The following is a 20,069-nucleotide window of genomic DNA, read 5'->3' as shown; positions in this document are numbered from 1 at the left end:
AACGCCTGCTGAGTTCAACGGAGAGCCTCCAGTTGTCATGCGTCCCGCTCAGGTGGGGGCTTGTCGAACAGCGGGTTGTCGCTCTTGAATAATCTGTTCAGGGCTCCTTGATATGGGTGTTGACCGCTGCTTTCTCCTCGGTGGGGGCGGTGGGCTTGGCCAGTGAGGTATCGCCCTTGAAGAGTTCGTTCCAGAAGTTTTCACTATCGGTAACAGGTATTTTGAGGTCCATTGCTATATCAAGCAGCAGCCTGGCTTCGTAATCGGCTGGATACTGCGATTGTTCAATGGCGGGCAAGCCACGGTAATGCTCGAGCACATTCTTGTAGAAATCGGTCATTTTTCCTGTGTTGCTGGATTCCATCCCCGACTTGGCGATGACTATCTGCCGCCATGCCTCTTCCTGCTGGCCTACTTCATGTTGCGCAGAGCGCCGCTCATTGACGGTAAAAGCGCCGCTGTCATCGTAAATGATCAAGGTCAGTTGATCTCTCGGCATCCCGGAAAAAGGATTTTTGCCTCGGCCGTCTGTGACGACTCCGTTGATGTATTCAGTGGCCTGTCTGGCACGCGCCAAGAGTTCGGGGTCATCGGTATCAGGAACTTCAGCATCATATCTGGCTTTGGTTTCAATATAATCCTCACCCAATTTTTCTGCTGTGCTCATGGCCAAGGCGAAAAGCTCTTTCCTGCTCAGGCTAGCGTCCCGCGCCTCTGCGCGTTCAGCAGCCTCGCTCAATTGGCGTGAGAGCGGAGAAACGGTGCTGCTGTCATCACCTCCGGTATTTACCGGGTCGTGAATGATATTCAGATTATCGCTGACGGTGGCTTTGGCTCCGGTTGCTTTATTCAGAGTGGGAGCGCTGTGGGTCATGAAATTGATATTGGAAATTGCCATGGTGGTCACCTTTTCCTCGCGAGGTGTGCAGACATTTATTTTCCGAGGCCAGGCCTGAAAAGACTTCGAATTCGAACGGTCCTTACTTCATGGTGATTTGCACTGCCCATTCATAAGTTCTGAAGTCTCTGGACAGGACTGTGATAGTGCAGATAGCACCGCCACTCGGAGTAGCAGACTCCTTCCATCTTGGAATCTTGGAGCCTCCTGAACCTGCAGTCGCCACGAAAGTAGTTGAATAAACACACTCCTTGCTGCCCATTTTGTAGCGCAAACTTGCAAAGTTGGCATCTGGAGAGGTTCGACTTTGCACCTTGTAGGTGTTGGATTGGTCTGCTTTTATTGATGACGTGGGGGTGGGGTTGGAATTGTTCCTGGTGGAGGCTTCGTTGTTGTTTGTAACGGTGTATGTCGCGTCCTTTGTGCCAAGGTTCTTGAATGTGACGGTTACGGTTGGCCCAGCCATAGCTGAAGCCACGGAGAAAATTGTCAATGCAAGAGTTGTTATTATCCAGTTTGATGCGCGCATGGTTTGTTCCCTGTATCGATTTTTATACAACGTTGCCGGTATTGCTTCACGGAGGATGTTTTTTGCATGGTGTGACGCTAAGTGGTTTTTTGCAATGCCAATAAGTCTGCGTATGTTAATAAGGGAAAGATACGTAAGAAGATTTACTCTGGCGTGTAGTAAGTAAGTTGTTTATATAAACAAGCAGGTTTGGCCCTTAGGACTCTTCCCACAAATACTGCCGAAAAGGCCCAATGCACTCCTCAACTCGGATGCCCAAGAATCGAACAGAGAAAAATCGGCCAAACCCAGCAAGCCCGCAAGGCCATACCCACAGGCAAAAAAGCTTAGCGGTCCCCGAAGCAATACGCCCTAGGCTTTCGTTTCGACAACCGGCTCGTGCATGCGGTCGCGGTTGGCCAGGGTCGGGAACAGTTTGATCCAGGCCCCGGTCACCAGCAGCGTGCCGACGCCGCCCATGACCACCGCTGGCACCGTGCCGAACCAGTGGGCGGTCAGGCCGGATTCGAATTCGCCCAGCTGGTTCGAGGCGCCGATGAACAGGCCGTTCACGGCGCTGACCCGGCCACGCATTTCGTCCGGCGTTTCCAATTGCACGAAAGAGGCGCGGATGACCATGCTGATCATGTCCGCCGCGCCCAGCACCACCAGTACTGCCAAGGAAAACCAGAACGAAGTGGAGAGGCCGAAGGCGATCGTGGCGACGCCGAACACGCCCACCGCCGTAAACATCACTCGGCCAACCTTGCGCTCGACGGCAAACCGCGCCAGCCACAACGACATCAGCAAGGCGCCCACCGCCGGTGCCGAGCGCAACAGGCCCAGGCCCCAGGGGCCGGTGAGCAGGATGTCCTTGGCGAATACCGGCAGCAACGCCGTCGCGCCCCCCAGCAATACCGCGAACAGGTCCAGGGAAATCGCCCCGAGAATATCCGGCCGGCTGCGGATGAAGCGGATGCCCGCCAGCAGCGAATCCAGGGTCGCCTTGCCTTTGTTCAACGGCGTCTGCCGGGCGGGCAGGTTGAGCATCAGGCCGCAGGCGATGAGGTAGAGCAGCACGGTCGGCCCGTAGACCCAGACGCTGCCGAAGGCGTACAGCAAACCGCCCAAGGCGGGCGCGACGATGGTCGCCGATTGCTGTGCCGACTGCGCAGCGGCCACGGCGCGGGGAAACAGCGCGGAAGGCACGATGCTCGGCAGCAGCGCCTGGGTCGTCGGCATTTCGAAGGAGCGGGCCGCGCCCAGCAGGAACGCCAGGATGAAGATCATCTCGCGCGTAACATTATCGGTGGCGCTGCCGATCACCAGCGCCACGGCAATCGTCGCCTGCAGGGATTGGCAGATGGCCGCGACCTTGCGCCGGTCATACCGATCGGCCACATGCCCGGTGTGCAGCATGAACAGCACCCGCGGTGCGAACTCGACCAGCCCTACGAGACCCAGGTCCAAGACGTTGCCGGTCAGTTGATAGAGGTTCCAGCCAATGGCCACGGTGAGCATCTGGAAGCCGCTCGCCGTGAAGATCCGGGCCAGCCAGAAGGCGATGAAAGGTCGGTGGTGACGGAGCAGCAAGGGCGCTTGGCTGGGCATCTATGACGGGTCCGGTAACGTGAAGAGCGAGATTATCACCGAGCTGTAACTGGAAGTTGCGGTGGCTGGAAAAATAGTTAGCCAAACATCGATCTTGGACAGTTTGGAGCTTTAGTGGCGAGGGAGCTTGCTCCCGCTGGGCTGCGCAGCGGCCCTCGATTTTTGACGGTCGCTACGCAACCGAGCGGGAGCAAGCTCCCTCGCCACGGGGGCCGTGCAGGTTTGGGAAATCCAGACTTGGAACAGGATGACAGCACTGAGACAACCTGCCACGCGACAAAAGACCACGCCGTCCATCGGCAAATATGGGTCTACTCTTTGAGCATTGCTTGATCCAGATCAATGCCTGCAAAGGCGTTGCGCTGGGGCCACCCGGCCAGAATCCTGCGTTGTGACGGTTCTAAAAAAAGAACGATTTGAAAAGCATCACACTCCATATCCCCAGGGAGCTGTGATGCAAGCCCCGCCCGCAGCCGGTTTTACCTGACAGAGGAAGACTTATGTTCGGTTTGGAGGCGCTCGATCTCGCCCGAATCCAGTTCGCATTCACCATCTCGTTCCACATCCTGTTCCCGGCCATCACCATTGGCCTGGCGAGCTACCTGGCGGTGCTCGAAGGGCTGTGGCTGAAGACGCGTGACGACACCTACCGCGACCTTTACCACTTCTGGTCGAAGATATTTGCCGTCAACTTCGGCATGGGCGTGGTGTCCGGGCTGGTCATGGCCTATCAGTTCGGCACTAACTGGAGCCGCTTTTCGGACTTTGCCGGTGCGGTCACCGGGCCGTTGCTGACCTATGAGGTGCTCACGGCATTCTTCCTGGAGGCGGGTTTCCTCGGGGTCATGTTGTTCGGCTGGAACCGCGTCGGCAGGGGGCTGCACTTCTTCTCCACTGTCATGGTGGCGATCGGCACCCTGATCTCGACTTTCTGGATTCTTTCCTCCAACAGCTGGATGCAGACTCCGCAGGGCTACGAAATCATCGATGGCCGGGTCATCCCGGTGGACTGGCTGGCGGTGGTGTTCAACCCCTCGTTCCCTTACCGCCTGTTGCACATGTCGGTCGCGGCATTTGTTGCCACGGCGTTCTTCGTCGGATCGTCGGCGGCCTGGCATTTGCTCCGTGGTCGCGATAATCCGGCCATTCGCCGCATGCTTTCCATGGCGATGTGGATGGCCCTGCTGGTGGCGCCGGTGCAAGCGGTCATCGGCGACTTCCACGGGCTCAACACGCTCAAGCACCAGCCGGCAAAAATCGCCGCGATCGAGGGGCACTGGGAAAACGTCGGCGATGAGCCCACGCCCCTGATTCTGTTCGGCTGGCCGGACATGGAAGCCGAGGAAACCAGATTTGCCGTGGAGATCCCTTACCTGGGCAGCCTGATCCTGACGCACTCGCTGACCGATCAAGTGCCGGCCCTGAAGGAGTTTCCGCCGGAGGACCGGCCGAATTCGACCATCGTGTTCTGGTCGTTCCGGGTCATGGTGGGCCTGGGGCTGCTGATGATTTTCACCGGCCTGTGCAGCCTCTGGCTGCGGCGTGGTGAACGGCTCTACCAATCCCGGCCGTTTTTGCACCTGGTGCTGTGGATGGGACCGTCGGGCTTGATTGCGATTCTCGCGGGCTGGTTCACCACTGAAATCGGCCGCCAACCCTGGGTGGTCTACGGCCTGATGCGCACGGCGGATGCCTCGTCCGGCCACAGCTTTGCGCAAATGAGCTTCACCCTGATCATGTTCGTGGTGGTGTATTTCGCGCTGTTCGGTGCGGGCCTGAGCTACATGCTGCGCCTGGTGCGCAAGGGCCCAGTGGCTCACGAAGCCGAGCCGAGCGATGGCGGTCCGGGCCAGAAACGCACCCCGGCCCGTCCATTGTCGGCCGCCAACGAAGGCGACGACGAAGTGGACCACAACGACAGCTCGCACAAGGGGAATTGAGATGGGTATTGATCTTCCGCTGATCTGGGCCGTGGTCATCATCTTCGGCATCATGATGTACGTGATCATGGACGGCTTCGACCTGGGGATCGGCATTCTTTTCCCCTTCGTCAAGGGCGAACGCGACCGCGACGTGATGATGAATACCGTCGCGCCAGTCTGGGACGGTAACGAAACCTGGCTGGTGCTGGGCGGCGCCGGGCTGTTCGGGGCGTTTCCGCTGGCCTATTCGGTGGTGCTCTCGGCGCTGTACCTGCCGTTGATCCTGATGCTCATCGGCCTGATCTTCCGGGGCGTGGCATTCGAGTTCCGTTTCAAGGCCAAGGCCGAGAAGCGGCATTTGTGGGACAAGGCGTTCATCGGTGGTTCGCTGACGGCGACCTTTTTCCAGGGCGTGGCGCTGGGGGCATTCATCGACGGTTTCGAGGTGGTCAATCGCCAGTTTGCCGGCGGCTCCCTGGATTGGTTCACCCCGTTTACGGTGTTCTGCGGCCTGGCGTTGATCGCCGCCTACGCTTTACTCGGCTGTACCTGGCTGATCATGAAGACCGAAGGCAAGCTGCAAGAGCAGATGCACGACCTGGCCAGGCCACTGGCATTCGTGGTGCTCGCCGTGATAGGCATCGTCAGCATCTGGACGCCGCTGGCTCACGCCGACATCGCGGCACGCTGGTTCACCCTGCCGAACCTGTTCTGGTTCCTGCCGGTGCCTATCCTGGTGCTCGTCACCATGTACGGCTTGTTCCGCGCCGTGGCCCGCAACGCCAACTACACGCCGTTCATCCTGACGCTGGTGTTGATCTTTCTTGGCTACAGTGGCCTCGGCATCAGCTTGTGGCCGAACATCGTGCCGCCATCCATTTCGATCTGGGACGCCGCGTCACCGCCCCAGAGCCAGGGCTTCATGCTGGTCGGCACGCTGTTCATCATTCCGTTGATCCTGGTGTACACCTTCTGGAGTTACTACGTGTTCCGCGGCAAGGTCACCCATGACGATGGCTACCATTGACCGACCTGCGAGGTGCCGAGAATGGCCAAGCCTGACTTGAAAGACATCGAAGCCGCTGAGAAAAAACCGCTATGGCAGCGGCTCGGCTGGCTCGTGGCGATCTGGGCCGGGAGTGTGCTGGCGCTGTTCATCGTTGCCAGCCTGATGCGGATGTTCATGAACGCCGCCGGGCTGACGACTCACTGAGCGGACCCCACTGAATGCCAGGATTACTTGCGGGCCTTGAGAATCACGAATTTTGGCGTGGCGGCGACCTGCTCGACCCCCCGGAACAGCCGAGCCAGCTTGCTGTGGTAGCCCAGGTGCCGGTTGCCGACGATGTACAGCGCGCCGCCAACCACCAACGCCTCGCGGGCTTGCTGGAACATCCGCCAGGCGAGGAAATCGCCGACCACTTGCTGCTGATGGAAGGGTGGATTGCACAGCACCACATCCAAAGATTGCGGCGCTTGTCCGGCGAGTCCATCGCCGGCCCGCAGGGTCACCTCACGCTCGCCGAGGGTCGCTCGCCAGTTTTCAGCGGCCGATTGGACCGCCATGTAAGACTCATCCACCAACGTGTACTGGGCCTGCGGGTTGTGCAGGGCGCTGGCGATAGCCAGCACGCCATTGCCGCACCCCAGGTCCGCCACCCGCGCCGTGCCGAGGTTTTTTGGCAGGTGTGGCAAAAAGGCGCGCGTGCCGATATCCAGCCCTTCGCGACAGAATACGTTGGCGTGATTGAGTAACTCGATTTTCGGCTCATCCAGCCAATAGCGAGTGGGGTAGGGAGAGGCGGTGGTGGTCCTGGTTTGTGGCGTGGCAATCAACAGGCGGGCCTTCTTCACCGCCAACGAGGCCTGTACCGGGCCGATATAGCGCTCCAGCAGATCGCCAGCGGCCCGTGGCAGATGCTTGACCATCGCGGCGGCTATGACCTGAGCGCCTGGAGCCAGTTGCTCTTGCAGCCGGATCAATTGCTCTTCCAGCAGGGCCAGGGTCTTGGGTACTTTGATCAGGACACGGTCGAACGGCCCTGTCGGCGGTTCGCTGGCGGGCACGATCGGTACCGCATCGAAGGGCAAACCGTTGCGCGCCAGGTTTTTCTCCAACGCCTGTAGGGCAAGGAACGAGTCGCCGCTGCTGGTGACCTTGACCTTGCCGGCCAAGCTCGCCGCCAGGGCTCCGAAGCCGTCATTGAGTACCAGAACGCGGGTATCCGCTCCCGGCTGCTGTTCGGCCAGGTACGCAAGCAAATATTCATCGGCTGCGTCGAATGCCTGCAGTGGTTCGTTCTGCTGTTCGGGTTGGCGGATCAGGTCGAGTTGGGCGAAGGGACTGTCTAGCAAGGGCATGGCGGGGACTCTGGCAAATCAACGAATGTCCCGCTGCCTGGAGGCAGGTGTCTCAGCGGGACCGCCTGAATGAACTGCGTCGCGTGCCTGGCACGTCATCATTCAAGTGGAACCGTGGATGTTACGTTTTTTTACTGGGCATTACTCGTGGGTTTTTTCAGGGGGCTGTTCTGCTTTGCTGATCAGATCATGTGGATATGGGCCGCCTTGGCAACCGCCGAGATTTTGTTGGTCACGTTCAGTTTCCGCATGCAGCTGTTGACATGGAAATTCACGGTGCGCTCGGAAAGACAGAGGATCCTGCCGACTTCCGATGCCGTCTTGCCTTCGGCGGACCATCTCAATACTTCAATTTCCCTTGGCGACAAATGGACTGTCTGTGACGAAGGCTCGGCGTCGGACATTCGCCGGCCTGCCAGCGCATGCAACCGTTGGCTGGCGAAAATGGCATAGCCCAGGTTGCCATAATGCTCCTCGGGGTCGATGGGGCGTTGCATCCTGGCGAGACTGAACAGACTGTAATAGGTGCCCCGTTCCTCATGGACGGCTTGTGTCCAGCCATGGCTGAGTCCTTGATGTTCCAGTTCCTGCCATAACTCGGGCGCCTCGCAAAAAATATCTTCACTCCAAAGAATTGGCAGTGATGAATGATTGCAGTGTGCCAGTATTGGATCGTTCGCGGCATAACCGTTTTGTTTGTACAGCTTGTTCCATCCGTAAGGGTAGTTGTTGATATTGATCTGATGCCTGTGTCTGTCCGTAAGAGTCGGGTATGCAGCGAAGGCGCAGTATTCAAATCCCTGATAATTAAAGAAGTTTTGTACGAGGCGATAGGCTTTTTGCAAGTCCTGTTCGCACGACAATTTTCGCAATTGCAAATCTTTCCATGCATCCATGGCGTTCTCCTGAGTGTCGTGGATCCAATTGAAGCTGCGAAAAATTAGTGTAGGAGATTTCCTCAATGTTAGGTATTTTTTTTGTCAATGTTAGTTGTTTATGGACTGGGTCGAGTTTTTACGATGTTTTTCGATACGCTGTTTAGTTTTTGTATAAGGCTGATGAAAGATTCTTCCATTAATGTTTAATATTCAGTTCAATACCATTACTGATCGTAAGTGGTTAACGTGCTTGGTTTACGGGACAATACGGTCCTCGTCCCATTGGAGAGGCTCATGACCGACAGCGCAGAAAAGTTTACCCGCCAAACCCTGATCGATGTGCAGCCGCTGACGCCTCACCTGTTTACCCTGCGTACCACCCGGGATCGCGGCTTTCGTTTCCGGGCTGGCCAGTTTGCCCGACTGGGGGTGGTGAAGGCGGACGGCACTGCCGTCTGGCGGGCTTATTCCATGGTGTCTTCGCCGTTCGACGAGTTTCTCGAGTTTTTTTCCATCGTCGTCCCGGACGGCGAATTCACCAGCGAGCTCAGCCGGTTGAAGCCGGGGGATAGCTTGTTGGTCGAGCGCCAGGCCTTTGGTTACCTGACGCTGGACCGTTTTGTTGACGGTCGCGATTTGTGGCTGTTGTCCACCGGGACAGGGGTCGCCCCGTTTCTTTCTATCCTGCAGGACTTCGAGGTCTGGGAAAAATTCGAGCGAATCATCCTCGTTTACAGCGTCCGCGAGTCACCGGAATTGGCCTATCAGGCCTTGATTGATGCGTTGCCCCGGCGAGACTATCTGGCGGAATACGCCCATAAGTTTCGCTTCATTGCGACGGTTACCCGTGAACAGCACCCTGGCGCCCTCAACGGACGCATCACCACACTGATCGAAAATGGCGAGCTGGAACAGGCCGCCGGTGTCGCGCTGACGCCAGAGCATTCGCGGGTCATGTTGTGCGGCAACCCGCAGATGATTGACGACACGCGCAAGATGCTCAAGGCCAGGGGCTTGCAACTGAGCCTCACGCGGCGGCCCGGCCAGGTGGCGGTGGAAAATTACTGGTAAAAAAAATGGCGCCCGTGGGACGCCATTTTTGGGCCGGCGAGAATGCTCAAGGCCTCTCGTTCTGAGCCTTGAGCAGGTCGCGGATCTCGCTGAGCAATTGTTCTTCCTTGGTAGGAACAGGCGGCGCGCTCGGAGCGACGGCTTCTTCGCGCTTCAAGCGGTTGATGGCTTTGACGCCCATGAAAATGGCGAAAGCCACGATGATGAAATCCACTGTCGTCTGGATGAATTTGCCATAGGCGAGCACCACCGCTGGTGTATTTCCTTCGGCCGCCTTGAGCGTGATCGCCAGGTCACTGAAATCCACTCCGCCGATCAGCAGGCCGAGCGGTGGCATGACCACGTCGCCAACGAATGACGAAACGATTTTGCCAAAAGCAGCACCAATGATGATCCCGACGGCCATGTCGACGACATTGCCTTTGACCGCGAAGGCCTTGAACTCGCTTAGCACGCCCATGAGTTGTTCCTTGTGACAGATGAGGTTTATAGCCGCAGTGTAAGTCAGCTAAACGGGTCTTGCCTGACATGCATGCTTACAAAGCTTGCCAGTTATCGACCCAGCACCTCGCAAAAAGTTTACAAAGTGCCACCAATCGCGCGTGATACGCGGTTCAGCGCCGATTCCCCATATTGTTTTTTCTATCAGGTCGGTACGGCATTTCTATTTAGGTTTCGGTTTGTCGAGCACTAGCCTCTGAAAGGCGCACATGGATGCGCTCTATAAAATCAGAGGAAACTCACATGAACACTTCCCTTGGCCTTGGTGCTTTTTCCAACCGCCATACCCTTGTTGTGCTGACCGCCAGCCTGTTTTCCCTGTCCGTCAATGCCGCCACCCTGACCCGGGATAATGGCGCGGCAGTGGGCGACAACCAGAACTCCCAGACCGCCGGCCCCAACGGCCCGACCCTGCTGCAGGATGTGCAACTGATCCAGAAGCTCCAGCGTTTTGACCGTGAACGGATCCCCGAGCGTGTGGTGCATGCCCGCGGTACCGGTGCGCATGGCGAGTTTACGGTATCCAATGACCTGAGCGACCTGACCAAGGCCAAGGTATTCGCCGCCGGACAGGTCACGCCGGTGTTCGTCCGTTTTTCCGCCGTGGTGCATGGCAATCATTCGCCTGAGACGCTGCGTGATCCTCGAGGCTTCGCCACCAAGTTCTACACGGCCGATGGTAACTGGGACTTGGTCGGGAATAATTTCCCGACGTTCTTTATCCGTGATGCGATCAAGTTTCCCGACATGGTCCATGCGTTCAAGCCCGACCCGCGGACCAACCTGGACGATGATTCGCGTCGTTTCGATTTCTTTTCCCACGTCCCGGAAGCCACTCGCACGCTGACCGAGTTGTATTCCAACTCCGGCACCCCGGCCAGTTATCGCGAAATGGACGGCAATGGCGTGCACGCTTACAAACTGATCAACGCCAAGGGCGATATCAGCTACGTGAAGTTCCATTGGAAAAGTTTGCAGGGGTTGAAAAACCTCGATCCAAAAGAAGTAGTGAAAGTTCAAGGGCAGGATTACAGCCATATGACGAATGATTTGGTCAGTCATATCAACAACGGTGACTTTCCAAAGTGGGATCTGTACGTTCAGGTGCTCAAGCCGCAAGACTTTTCGAAGTTCGATTTCGATCCGCTGGACGCCACCAAGATCTGGCCGGATGTGCCTGAGCGAAAAGTTGGGCAGATGGTGTTGAATCGTAATCCGGCGAATGTTTTCCAGGAAACCGAACAAGTCGCGATGGCCCCGGCCAATCTGGTCCCGGGTATCGAGCCTTCCGAGGATCGCCTGTTGCAGGGTCGGGTCTTCTCGTATGCCGATACGCAAATGTACCGGGTCGGGCCGAACGCGTTGCAGTTGCCCATCAACGCGCCCAAGGTCGCAGTAAACAATGGCAACCAGGACGGTGCGATGAATTTCGGCAGCACCAGCACTGGCGTGAACTACCAGCCGAGTCGCTTGATGCCGCGCGAAGAGCAACCTGCGGCGCGTTATAGCCAGGCAGCTCTGACCGGCAGCACCCAGCAAACGAAAATCCAGCGCGAGCAGAACTTCAAGCAGGCGGGTGATCTGTACCGCTCGTTCAATCAGAAGGAGCGCAATGACTTGATCGAAAGCTTCGGTGGGTCATTGGCAACGACTGATGATGAGAGCAAGCACATCATCCTGTCGTATCTCTACAAGGCTGACCCCGAATACGGCACCGGCGTGGCTCGTGTCGCCAAAGGCGACTTGGCGCGGGTCAAGGCGCTGGCCGAGAAGCTGAGCGACTGATCGACCTGTAGGGAGCAAGTTTGCTCGCGATGCGGTGCCCAGGCAGGCCGCGTTGCCTGGATCGCGAGCAGGCTCGCTCCCACAGGCCTGCGTCATAAGGAGAAGCCTGATGCGAAATGTTCTTCTATCGGTACTCGTGGCCTGGTCGGTGGGCGTGTTGGCCGAGCAGCCTGTACCCGCCGATCCGGCTGCGGTGCGGGAGCAGTTGCAAGACTATTATTTCGACGCTGCACGCCGGGGCGATGTGCCGATGCTCGATACCTTCATCAAGGCCGGTTACTCGCTCGACACCCGGGATGAAAAGGGCTACACGGCGCTGATCCTGGCGGCATATCACGGCCACGCGCCCGCGGTGGAGCGGCTGTTGGCCGCCGGCGCCGATGCTTGCACCCAGGACAAACGCGGCAATACTGCGTTGATGGGCGCCATCTTCAAGGGTGAAGTCCAGATCGCCCGCCGTTTATTGTCCACCGAGTGCAGTCCGGACCAACGCAACGGTGCCGGACAGACCGCTGCGATGTATGCGGGCCTGTTCAAGCGTGACGAATTGCTCGATGCCTTGAAGGCCAGGGGCGCCGACCTGGAGGCCAGGGATCCGCTGGGCAATAGCGCGGCGGATCTGGCGAAGGGCGAAATCAGAATGCCGGCCCCGCAGTAAAGCCTGGCTAGGCTATCATCGCGGTTTTTACCCGGAGTTCAGATGGCCAAGGCAAAGCGCATGTACGGCTGCACCGAGTGCGGCTCGACCTTTCCCAAATGGGCTGGCCAATGCAGTGAGTGCGGGGCCTGGAATACCCTGACCGAAACCATGGTGGAAAGCGGCGGGGCGGCGGCACCCACCGGGCGCACGGGGTGGGCTGGGCAACAAGCCCAGATCAAGACCCTGGCCGAGGTCAGCGTCGAAGAAATCCCGCGCTTTTCCACGGCGTCCGGCGAACTGGATCGCGTGCTGGGCGGCGGTCTGGTGGATGGTTCGGTGGTACTGATCGGCGGAGATCCGGGCATCGGCAAATCCACCATCCTGCTGCAGACCCTGTGCAATCTCGCCACTCGCATGCCGGCGCTGTATGTCACTGGCGAAGAATCCCAGCAACAGGTCGCGATGCGCGCACGACGGCTGGGGTTGCCCCAGGATCAGTTGCGCGTCATGACCGAGACTTGCATCGAAACCATCATCGCCACGGCGCGCCTGGAAAAACCCAAGGTGATGGTGATCGACTCGATCCAGACGATTTTTACCGAACAGCTGCAATCGGCACCGGGCGGGGTGTCCCAGGTGCGCGAAAGCGCGGCGTTGCTGGTGCGTTATGCCAAGCAGAGCGGCACGGCGATCTTCCTGGTCGGCCACGTCACCAAGGAGGGCGCGCTGGCGGGCCCTCGGGTGCTGGAACACATGGTCGACACCGTGTTGTATTTCGAAGGCGAATCGGACGGTCGCCTGCGTTTGTTGCGAGCGGTGAAGAACCGTTTTGGCGCCGTCAACGAATTGGGCGTGTTCGGCATGACTGACCGGGGCCTGAAGGAAGTCTCCAACCCTTCGGCGATTTTTCTCACGCGTGCCCAGGAAGAAGTCCCGGGTAGCGTGGTCATGGCGACGTGGGAAGGCACTCGACCGATGCTGGTGGAAGTCCAGGCGCTGGTGGATGACAGCCACCTGGCGAACCCGCGCCGGGTCACCCTGGGCCTGGATCAGAACCGGCTCGCCATGCTCTTGGCTGTCTTGCACCGACACGGCGGCATTCCTACCCACGATCAGGATGTGTTCCTCAACGTGGTGGGCGGGGTGAAGGTATTGGAGACCGCCTCCGACCTGGCGTTGATGGCGGCCGTGATGTCCAGTCTGCGCAATCGGCCGCTGCCGCATGATTTGCTGGTGTTCGGTGAGGTCGGGCTTTCGGGTGAAGTGCGACCAGTGCCCAGCGGGCAGGAGCGGCTCAAGGAAGCGGCCAAACATGGTTTCAAGCGCGCCATCGTGCCCAAGGGGAACGCGCCGAAGGAAGCGCCGGCGGGGTTGCAGATCATTGCCGTGACGCGGTTGGAGCAGGCGTTGGATGCTTTGTTCGAGTAACGGCTTGTGCAGGCCTTTTGTGGCCAGGGAGCAAGCTCCCTCGCCACAGGGAAGCTCGGTGCCGTCAGATATGAATCAGCGCCGCCAGCTCCCGGTCCAACTCGTTCTGGTCACCTAGGTTCAACTGCACCAGCCGACGCAGATGCTCGATGGAAGCCAGATCGATATGCTCGCAGTCGAAGCCCAGGTGACCATGGTCATCATGTGCCAACCGAACTTCCATTTTGATCTCGGCATCAGGGCTCAAATGAATGTCAGCCGTGAAGGGCTCCTCGGGTTTGCCGAGCCAGGGTTCGGGCTTTTCGATCAGCAGCCCCTTGAGGGATAGATCCAGCAGCTTTACCGGCCAGATGAACGGCCCTTGGCTCAGTTCGGTCTTGGCATGGAACTCAATTCGTACGAAGCGGCGGCGTTCGCTCATTACGCAATCCCTCTGGAGATTCACTGACTATAGACCCTGCTGGCGCAGCATCGTGCCCGTTTGGCCATTGGCAGACGAATGTCGGGTATGGCCTTTACGCCGGTAAGCGCTAAACTCGGGTGGCTGTCTTTCTTGTCCACCCTGGCTGGAATAAAAAAATGAAAAACAATAATAGCCTGCTACGCCATCTGCCCTGGCTACTGCTGGCCGTCGTAGGCGCGTGCGCCCTTGGCGTCGTGGCCCTGCGCCGCGGAGAGCCGATCAACGCCCTCTGGATCGTCGTCGCGGCCGTGGCCATCTACCTGGTCGCCTACCGCTACTACAGCCTCTTCATCGCCAACAACGTGATGCAACTCGATGCGCGCCGGGCCACGCCCGCCGTGCTCAACAACGATGGCCTGGACTATGTCCCGACCAACAAACACATCCTTTTCGGCCACCACTTCGCGGCCATTGCCGGCGCGGGGCCGCTGGTCGGGCCGGTGCTGGCGGCGCAGATGGGTTATCTGCCCGGCACGCTCTGGCTGATCGCCGGCGTGGTGCTGGCCGGTGCGGTGCAGGACTTCATGGTCCTGTTCCTGTCGACCCGCCGCAACGGCCGCTCCCTGGGCGACATGGTGCGCGAGGAAATGGGCCGCATCCCCGGCACCATCGCGCTGTTCGGCTGCTTCCTGATCATGATCATCATCCTCGCGGTGCTGGCGCTGATCGTGGTCAAGGCCCTGGCCGAGAGCCCGTGGGGCATCTTCACGGTGATGGCGACCATCCCGATCGCGATGTTCATGGGCATCTACATGCGCTATATCCGCCCGGGCCGCATCGGTGAAATCTCGCTCATCGGCGTGCTGCTGCTGCTTGGTTCGATCTGGCTGGGCGGGCAGATTGCCGCCGACCCGGTCTGGGCCAAGGCCTTCACCTTCACCGGGATCCAGATCACCTGGATGCTGATCGGCTACGGTTTTGTCGCCGCGGTGCTGCCGGTGTGGCTGATCCTGGCGCCACGGGACTACCTGTCGACCTTCCTCAAGATCGGCACCATCATCGCCTTGGCGATCGGCATCCTGGTGACCATGCCCGAGCTGAAAATGCCGGCACTGACCCAGTTCACCGACGGCACCGGGCCGGTGTGGAAGGGCGGTCTGTTCCCGTTCCTGTTCATCACCATCGCCTGCGGCGCGGTCTCGGGCTTCCACGCGCTGATCTCCTCGGGCACCACGCCCAAGCTGCTGGATAACGAAACCAACGCGCGTTACATCGGTTACGGCGGCATGCTGATGGAGTCGTTCGTGGCAATCATGGCGATGGTCGCGGCCTCGGTGATCGAGCCGGGCGTGTACTTTGCCATGAACAGCCCGGCGGCGATCGTCGGTTCGGACGTGGTGGCCGTGGCCCAGACCGTCAGCAGTTGGGGTTTTGCAATCACCCCCGACGCGCTGCAAGCGGTGGCCAAGGACATCGGCGAGACCACCATCCTGGCCCGTGCCGGCGGTGCGCCGACCCTGGCGGTGGGTATCGCGCAGATCCTCCACTCGGTGCTGCCGGGTGAGAACACCATGGCGTTCTGGTACCACTTCGCGATCCTGTTCGAAGCGCTGTTCATCCTCACCGCGGTAGACGCCGGCACCCGTGCCGGGCGGTTCATGCTGCAGGACCTGCTCGGCTCGTTCGTCCCGGCCCTCAAGCGCACCGAATCGTGGACCGCCAACCTGATCGCCACCGCCGGCTGCGTCGCGCTGTGGGGTTACTTGCTGTATCAGGGCGTGATCGATCCGCTGGGCGGCATCAACACCTTGTGGCCGCTGTTCGGCATCTCCAACCAGATGCTGGCCGGTATCGCGCTGATGCTCGCCACCGTGGTGCTGATCAAGATGAAGCGCCAGCGCTACGTCTGGGTCACGCTGCTGCCGGCCAGCTGGCTGCTGATCTGCACCACCACCGCAGGCCTGATCAAGCTGTTCGACGCCAACCCGGCGATCGGCTTCCTGGCCCTGGCGCGCAAATACAACGATGCCCTGGCCGCCGGCCAGATCCTGGCCCCGGCCAAGAGCATCGAGCAGATGCAGCACGTGGTGTTCAACGCCTACACCAACGCAACGCTGACGGTGTTGTTCCTGTTCGTGGTCTTCAGCATCCTGTTCTACGCGCTCAAGGTCGGCATCGCCGCCTGGGGCACGAAAGAACGCACGGACAAGGAAGCGCCATTCCAGGCGCTGCCGGACGCTTGATAGGGGATTGCAACGATGTTCAATGACTTGAGTCGCCTCGGTAAATACCTCGGTCAGGCCGCCCGCCTGATGGTCGGCATGCCCGACTACGACAACTACGTCGAGCACATGCAAACCAAGCACCCCGACAAGCCGCTGATGGACTACGAGGCGTTCTTCCGAGAACGCCAGGAAGCCCGTTACGGTGGCAAGGGTGGCCCCAAATGCTGTTGAACTGAAGTAATCCCCTGTGGGAGCGAGCCTGCTCGCGAAAGCGGAGTGTCAGTCGATGAAGATGTCGACTGACCTGACGCCTTCGCGAGCAGGCTCGCTCCCACAGTTGTTTTGGGTTGGACCCAGGATTTGCATGCGCCACAGATCCCTTGTGGGAGCGAGCCTGCTCGCGAAAGCGGAGTGTCAGTCAAGGATGATGTCGACTGACTGGACGCCTTCGCGAGCAAGCTCGCTCCCACAGTTGTTTTGGGTTGGACTCAGGATTTGCATGCGCCACAGATGCCCCTGTGGGAGCGAGCCTGCTCGCGAAAGCGGAGTGTCAGTCGATGAAGATGTCGACTGACCTGACGCCTTCGCGAGCAGGCTCGCTCCCACAGTTGTTTTTGGGGCAGACTCAGGATTCGCATGCGCTACAAAGGCTCCCTCCCACAGGAGTTTGTGTGCCTTATTTTAATTCGAAACAGGAGATCCAGTGTGTCCTCTCCCATCCCGGTCACGATCCTCAGCGGCTTTCTCGGTGCTGGCAAGACCACGTTGTTGCGTCATCTGCTCAAGGCCGAGCACGGCCTGAAAATCGCCGTGATCGAGAACGAATTCAGCGATGCCGGCATCGACAGCCAGTTACTGGGCGACGATCCGGTGCAAGTCATGACCCTGGCCAACGGTTGCGTGTGCTGCACCATTCACACCGACCTGACCAAGGCCCTGTACCTGTTGCTCGAGCGGCTGGACAGCGGTGAAATCGCCTTCGATCGCCTGGTGATCGAATGCACCGGCCTCGCCGATCCAGCCCCAGTTGCCCAGACCTTCTTCATCGATGAAGACCTGCGCGAACGCTACATTCTTGACGGCATCCTGACCCTGGTGGACGCCGCTCACGCCGAGATCCACCTGACCCAGGCCATCGCTCAGGCACAGGTCGGGTTTGCCGATAGGCTGCTCCTTAGCAAGACCGACCTGGTGGATGCAGCCCGTGCCGAGGCGCTTGCCGAGCGCCTTACCCGGATTAACCGACGGGCGCCGATCCGGGTCGTCGAGCACGGCAAGATCGATCTGGCCGAGTTGCTCGACATTCGCGGCTTCAATCTCAACGCGGACCTGGGCGGCGGGCTCAGCCTTCGCCCGGTCGCCAAGGCCACCACGGCCGATCGCATCAGCAGCCTCGTGCTGCGCACCGACAAGCCGCTGGATATCGACAAGCTGAGTGCGTTCATGAACCAGCTGCTGGAAGAGCACGGCAAGCAATTGCTGCGCTATAAAGGTGTGCTGAACATTGCCGGCGAACCCCGCCGACTGGTGTTCCAGGGCGTACTCAAGCTGTACGGTTTCGATTGGGACACCGAATGGGCGGAGGGTGAAGCTCGGGAAAGCGTGATCGTATTTATTGCTGACGAATTGCCTGAAGAGAAGATCCGCGCTGGTTTCGATGCTGCGCTATTCTGACAATCGAGTGTACCTAAGCGCCACGAGGCCTGCTCCGGATAGCCAGAGTCAGGCCCCGGCTCTTCGGATCAGGACTGCTCAAGGAGAGTTAGCAGGAACGTTATCTTTGCATTTTCGTTTGTCTCGGCGAGATAGGTATAAGGGGATCCGCGCCGCTTGGATCTACCGATATATTTATCGGTCGCAGTCCTCAAAGTGATGAGGGTGTGGGCTGCTTTTAAACTGTCTCGGGTAAGTAAGTTGTTGTTCTGATCCATCAGGCTGAACAAGGCGGCGTCTTCAAAGTTTGCAGTCGTCACGCCAAAGTGGTTGCGCTAAGTCACGCCGATATATTTGTCCTGATGCTCGCCTGTGTTTTTTATAGTCAGTGCGTATCCGGCTTCGGTGTATTGAAAACGTAGCCTTAGCGGCTTCCGATCCAGGCGCGGATCTCTGGAGACAGCACCCAGAAGCGTCGAGTGGTCATGGGGCTGGGGCCTGCCGGTAAAGAAGCCTCCGCTGAACTCGGTCAAGGTTGCGAGTGCGGGTTTACCATGCAGCTCTTCAAGCAGGTTTATATGCTCGCCGGACGTTCTTAGTACGGCATCGAAAGATAATTGATTGTCCATGTGTTTAAATATTCCTTAAGGTCGATTGGATCTAGTGAGGAATACTTATATTATTTTTTTTGTTGGAGGGGGATATTTGAAGTGTTGCCAGTTTTAATGGCTCTGTAGAGGCTGGAGCAGTTTGCCGATAACATCTGTGAGTTCGCGCTAACTAAAAAGGCCCATATCTTTCGATATGGGCCTTGCTTGAACAGCGATGTAGCGGGGCTGGTTAAGCGCCGTACACCGGCAGCTTCTTGCAGATAGCCTTGACCTTCTCGCGAACGGCATCGATCACCGCTTCGTTGTTCAGGTCCGCCAGGATGTCGCAGATCCAGCCGGCCAGTTCCTTGCACTCGGCTTCCTTGAAGCCGCGAGTGGTCACGGCCGGGGTGCCGAAGCGCAGGCCCGAGGTGACGAATGGGGAGCGTGGGTCGTTCGGCACCGAGTTCTTGTTCACGGTGATGAACGCCTTGCCCAATGCGGCGTCAGCGTCTTTGCCGGAGATGTCCTGCTTGATCAACGACAGCAGGAACAGGTGGTTTTCAGTACCGCCGGAGACCACGTCGAAGCCGCGTTCGATGAACACGCCGGCCATGGCCTTGGCATTCTTCACCACTTGCTGCTGGTAGGCCTTGAACTCAGGTTGCAGAGCTTCCTTGAAGCAGATCGCCTTGGCCGCGATCACATGCTCCAGCGGGCCACCTTGGGCGCCAGGGAATACGGCCGAGTTCAGCTTCTTCTCGATGTCGGCGTTGGCGCGTGCCAGGATCAGGCCGCCACGTGGGCCACGCAGGGTCTTGTGGGTCGTGGTGGTGACCACGTCGGCGAACGGCACCGGGTTCGGGTAGACGCCAGCGGCGACCAGGCCCGCAACGTGAGCCATGTCGACGAACAGGTAGGCACCGACCTTGTCGGCGATTTCGCGGAAGCGCGGGAAGTCGAGGATCTGCGAGTAGGCGGAGAAACCGGCCACGATCATTTTCGGCTTGTGCTCGACCGCCAGGCGCTCGACTTCGTCGTAGTCGATCAGGCCGTTGCCGTCGATGCCGTACTGGATGGCGTTGTACAGCTTGCCCGAAGACGAGACGCTGGCGCCGTGGGTCAGGTGACCGCCGTGGGCCAGGCTCATGCCCAGGATGGTGTCGCCGGCCGACAGCAACGCCAGGTAGACGGCGGCGTTGGCTTGCGAGCCTGCGTGCGGCTGGACGTTGGCGTAATCGGCGCCGAACAGTTGCTTGGCGCGGTCGATGGCCAATTGCTCGACCACATCGACGTACTCGCAACCGCCGTAGTAGCGCTTGCCCGGGTATCCTTCGGCGTACTTGTTGGTCAGTACCGAGCCTTGAGCTTCCATCACCGCGGGGCTGGTGTAGTTTTCCGAAGCGATCAGCTCAATGTGCTCTTCCTGGCGCTGAGCTTCTTGCTCCATGGCGGCAAAGAGATCGGCGTCGTACTTGGCAATAGTCAAATCACGGCTGAACATGGCGGTCCTCAAGGATCGGGGCAGAAAAGGGGGGCATTCTAACCCAACCGGTTTTGGAAGGCATATGAAAGGACGTCATGTCCTGGACGAA

19 protein-coding genes are annotated in these 20,069 nt (G+C 59.0%); 10 read left to right on the top strand and 9 right to left on the bottom strand.

The genetic code is table 11. The features are described 5' to 3' along the window. Positions 1 to 97 precede the first annotated feature (97 nt). The 3 genes from M1E16_RS23690 to M1E16_RS23680 all read right to left on the bottom strand — a co-directional run bounded on the left by M1E16_RS23690 (position 98) and on the right by M1E16_RS23680 (position 3,017). Entirely contained in the window at positions 98 to 898 is an 801-nt protein-coding gene (locus M1E16_RS23690; protein WP_458128521.1) for a hypothetical protein, read from the bottom strand. 82 nt (positions 899 to 980) lie between these two features. Further along, on the bottom strand, positions 981 to 1,427 hold the full coding sequence (locus M1E16_RS23685) for a hypothetical protein (protein WP_434696745.1): 447 nt from the start codon (positions 1,425 to 1,427) through the stop codon (positions 981 to 983). Between the two features lie 351 nt (positions 1,428 to 1,778). Further along, positions 1,779 to 3,017, bottom strand: coding sequence for an MFS transporter (locus tag M1E16_RS23680; RefSeq protein WP_458128520.1), 1,239 nt, complete (start codon positions 3,015 to 3,017; stop codon positions 1,779 to 1,781). Positions 3,018 to 3,517: 500 nt separating this feature from the next. On the opposite strand from M1E16_RS23680, the gene M1E16_RS23675 reads away from it, so the two are divergent. The 3 genes from M1E16_RS23675 to M1E16_RS23665 are packed head-to-tail and all read left to right on the top strand — an operon-like array spanning position 3,518 to position 6,152. Next, complete coding sequence (locus tag M1E16_RS23675; protein WP_434601886.1) at positions 3,518 to 4,957, top strand: cytochrome ubiquinol oxidase subunit I; 1,440 nt, start codon at positions 3,518 to 3,520, stop codon at positions 4,955 to 4,957. 1 nt (position 4,958) lies between these two features. Then, the gene (cydB, locus tag M1E16_RS23670; RefSeq protein WP_434696747.1) at positions 4,959 to 5,966 is read left to right on the top strand and encodes a cytochrome d ubiquinol oxidase subunit II; all 1,008 of its coding nucleotides are present in this window, start codon (positions 4,959 to 4,961) and stop codon (positions 5,964 to 5,966) included. 21 nt (positions 5,967 to 5,987) lie between these two features. Continuing rightward, positions 5,988 to 6,152 (top strand): DUF2474 domain-containing protein, encoded by a 165-nt coding sequence (locus tag M1E16_RS23665; protein WP_434605841.1) that lies wholly within the window; start codon positions 5,988 to 5,990, stop codon positions 6,150 to 6,152. Positions 6,153 to 6,175: 23 nt separating this feature from the next. On the opposite strand, the gene M1E16_RS23660 is transcribed toward M1E16_RS23665, so the two are convergent. Together M1E16_RS23660 and M1E16_RS23655 are read right to left on the bottom strand one after the other, a co-directional pair. Then, positions 6,176 to 7,300 carry a methyltransferase gene (locus tag M1E16_RS23660; RefSeq protein WP_458128519.1) on the bottom strand — a complete coding sequence of 375 codons (1,125 nt, stop codon included), beginning with the start codon at positions 7,298 to 7,300 and terminating at the stop codon, positions 6,176 to 6,178. A gap of 182 nt (positions 7,301 to 7,482) precedes the next feature. Then, on the bottom strand, positions 7,483 to 8,196 hold the full coding sequence (locus M1E16_RS23655) for an autoinducer binding domain-containing protein (RefSeq protein WP_434696749.1): 714 nt from the start codon (positions 8,194 to 8,196) through the stop codon (positions 7,483 to 7,485). Positions 8,197 to 8,472: 276 nt separating this feature from the next. Here M1E16_RS23655 and M1E16_RS23650 point away from each other — a divergent pair, with 276 nt between their 5' ends. Beyond that, positions 8,473 to 9,249 (top strand): ferredoxin--NADP reductase, encoded by a 777-nt coding sequence (locus tag M1E16_RS23650; protein WP_434696750.1) that lies wholly within the window; start codon positions 8,473 to 8,475, stop codon positions 9,247 to 9,249. A 46-nt stretch (positions 9,250 to 9,295) separates the two neighbouring features. On the opposite strand, the gene mscL is transcribed toward M1E16_RS23650, so the two are convergent. Next, a complete protein-coding gene (gene mscL, locus M1E16_RS23645; protein WP_434571690.1) occupies positions 9,296 to 9,709 on the bottom strand; it encodes a large-conductance mechanosensitive channel protein MscL in 414 nt (137 codons plus the stop codon). A gap of 284 nt (positions 9,710 to 9,993) precedes the next feature. On the opposite strand from mscL, the gene katB reads away from it, so the two are divergent. The 3 genes from katB to radA all read left to right on the top strand — a co-directional run bounded on the left by katB (position 9,994) and on the right by radA (position 13,603). Further along, complete coding sequence (gene katB, locus M1E16_RS23640; protein ID WP_458128518.1) at positions 9,994 to 11,535, top strand: catalase KatB; 1,542 nt, start codon at positions 9,994 to 9,996, stop codon at positions 11,533 to 11,535. Positions 11,536 to 11,644: 109 nt separating this feature from the next. Continuing rightward, positions 11,645 to 12,193, top strand: a complete 549-nt coding sequence (locus tag M1E16_RS23635; RefSeq protein ID WP_458128517.1) for an ankyrin repeat domain-containing protein — start codon at positions 11,645 to 11,647, stop codon at positions 12,191 to 12,193. Positions 12,194 to 12,235: 42 nt separating this feature from the next. After that, positions 12,236 to 13,603 carry a DNA repair protein RadA gene (gene radA, locus M1E16_RS23630; protein WP_030140305.1) on the top strand — a complete coding sequence of 456 codons (1,368 nt, stop codon included), beginning with the start codon at positions 12,236 to 12,238 and terminating at the stop codon, positions 13,601 to 13,603. A gap of 64 nt (positions 13,604 to 13,667) precedes the next feature. On the opposite strand, the gene M1E16_RS23625 is transcribed toward radA, so the two are convergent. Beyond that, positions 13,668 to 14,024 (bottom strand): PilZ domain-containing protein, encoded by a 357-nt coding sequence (locus M1E16_RS23625; protein WP_458128516.1) that lies wholly within the window; start codon positions 14,022 to 14,024, stop codon positions 13,668 to 13,670. Positions 14,025 to 14,182: 158 nt separating this feature from the next. Here M1E16_RS23625 and M1E16_RS23620 point away from each other — a divergent pair, with 158 nt between their 5' ends. The 3 genes from M1E16_RS23620 to yjiA all read left to right on the top strand — a co-directional run bounded on the left by M1E16_RS23620 (position 14,183) and on the right by yjiA (position 17,905). Continuing rightward, entirely contained in the window at positions 14,183 to 16,249 is a 2,067-nt protein-coding gene (locus M1E16_RS23620) for a carbon starvation CstA family protein (protein ID WP_305498688.1), read from the top strand. 15 nt (positions 16,250 to 16,264) lie between these two features. Beyond that, on the top strand, positions 16,265 to 16,462 hold the full coding sequence (locus M1E16_RS23615) for a YbdD/YjiX family protein (RefSeq protein WP_003201656.1): 198 nt from the start codon (positions 16,265 to 16,267) through the stop codon (positions 16,460 to 16,462). A 474-nt stretch (positions 16,463 to 16,936) separates the two neighbouring features. After that, on the top strand, positions 16,937 to 17,905 hold the full coding sequence (gene yjiA, locus M1E16_RS23610) for a GTPase (RefSeq protein WP_458128515.1): 969 nt from the start codon (positions 16,937 to 16,939) through the stop codon (positions 17,903 to 17,905). 314 nt (positions 17,906 to 18,219) lie between these two features. Here yjiA and M1E16_RS23605 read toward each other — a convergent pair whose 3' ends face one another. Further along, positions 18,220 to 18,513, bottom strand: coding sequence for a hypothetical protein (locus M1E16_RS23605; RefSeq protein ID WP_458128514.1), 294 nt, complete (start codon positions 18,511 to 18,513; stop codon positions 18,220 to 18,222). Positions 18,514 to 18,724: 211 nt separating this feature from the next. Next, positions 18,725 to 19,978 carry a serine hydroxymethyltransferase gene (gene glyA, locus M1E16_RS23600; RefSeq protein WP_305498691.1) on the bottom strand — a complete coding sequence of 418 codons (1,254 nt, stop codon included), beginning with the start codon at positions 19,976 to 19,978 and terminating at the stop codon, positions 18,725 to 18,727. Positions 19,979 to 20,069: the final 91 nt, after the last annotated feature.

Source organism: Pseudomonas sp. Z2-11, assembly GCF_054161305.1.
The sequence above is the reverse complement of the archived record's forward strand: the minus strand, read 5'-3'. Positions and strand labels throughout refer to the sequence as shown.

Coding starts and splice junctions, on each gene's coding strand:
- M1E16_RS23690 (WP_458128521.1), bottom strand. CDS start 898: ATGGCAATTTCCAATATCAATTTCATGACCCACAGCGCTCCCACTCTG.
- M1E16_RS23685 (WP_434696745.1), bottom strand. CDS start 1,427: ATGCGCGCATCAAACTGGATAATAACAACTCTTGCATTGACAATTTTC.
- M1E16_RS23680 (WP_458128520.1), bottom strand. CDS start 3,017: ATGCCCAGCCAAGCGCCCTTGCTGCTCCGTCACCACCGACCTTTCATC.
- M1E16_RS23675 (WP_434601886.1), top strand. CDS start 3,518: ATGTTCGGTTTGGAGGCGCTCGATCTCGCCCGAATCCAGTTCGCATTC.
- cydB (WP_434696747.1), top strand. CDS start 4,959: ATGGGTATTGATCTTCCGCTGATCTGGGCCGTGGTCATCATCTTCGGC.
- M1E16_RS23665 (WP_434605841.1), top strand. CDS start 5,988: ATGGCCAAGCCTGACTTGAAAGACATCGAAGCCGCTGAGAAAAAACCG.
- M1E16_RS23660 (WP_458128519.1), bottom strand. CDS start 7,300: ATGCCCTTGCTAGACAGTCCCTTCGCCCAACTCGACCTGATCCGCCAA.
- M1E16_RS23655 (WP_434696749.1), bottom strand. CDS start 8,196: ATGGATGCATGGAAAGATTTGCAATTGCGAAAATTGTCGTGCGAACAG.
- M1E16_RS23650 (WP_434696750.1), top strand. CDS start 8,473: ATGACCGACAGCGCAGAAAAGTTTACCCGCCAAACCCTGATCGATGTG.
- mscL (WP_434571690.1), bottom strand. CDS start 9,709: ATGGGCGTGCTAAGCGAGTTCAAGGCCTTCGCGGTCAAAGGCAATGTC.
- katB (WP_458128518.1), top strand. CDS start 9,994: ATGAACACTTCCCTTGGCCTTGGTGCTTTTTCCAACCGCCATACCCTT.
- M1E16_RS23635 (WP_458128517.1), top strand. CDS start 11,645: ATGCGAAATGTTCTTCTATCGGTACTCGTGGCCTGGTCGGTGGGCGTG.
- radA (WP_030140305.1), top strand. CDS start 12,236: ATGGCCAAGGCAAAGCGCATGTACGGCTGCACCGAGTGCGGCTCGACC.
- M1E16_RS23625 (WP_458128516.1), bottom strand. CDS start 14,024: ATGAGCGAACGCCGCCGCTTCGTACGAATTGAGTTCCATGCCAAGACC.
- M1E16_RS23620 (WP_305498688.1), top strand. CDS start 14,183: ATGAAAAACAATAATAGCCTGCTACGCCATCTGCCCTGGCTACTGCTG.
- M1E16_RS23615 (WP_003201656.1), top strand. CDS start 16,265: ATGTTCAATGACTTGAGTCGCCTCGGTAAATACCTCGGTCAGGCCGCC.
- M1E16_RS23605 (WP_458128514.1), bottom strand. CDS start 18,513: ATGGACAATCAATTATCTTTCGATGCCGTACTAAGAACGTCCGGCGAG.
- glyA (WP_305498691.1), bottom strand. CDS start 19,978: ATGTTCAGCCGTGATTTGACTATTGCCAAGTACGACGCCGATCTCTTT.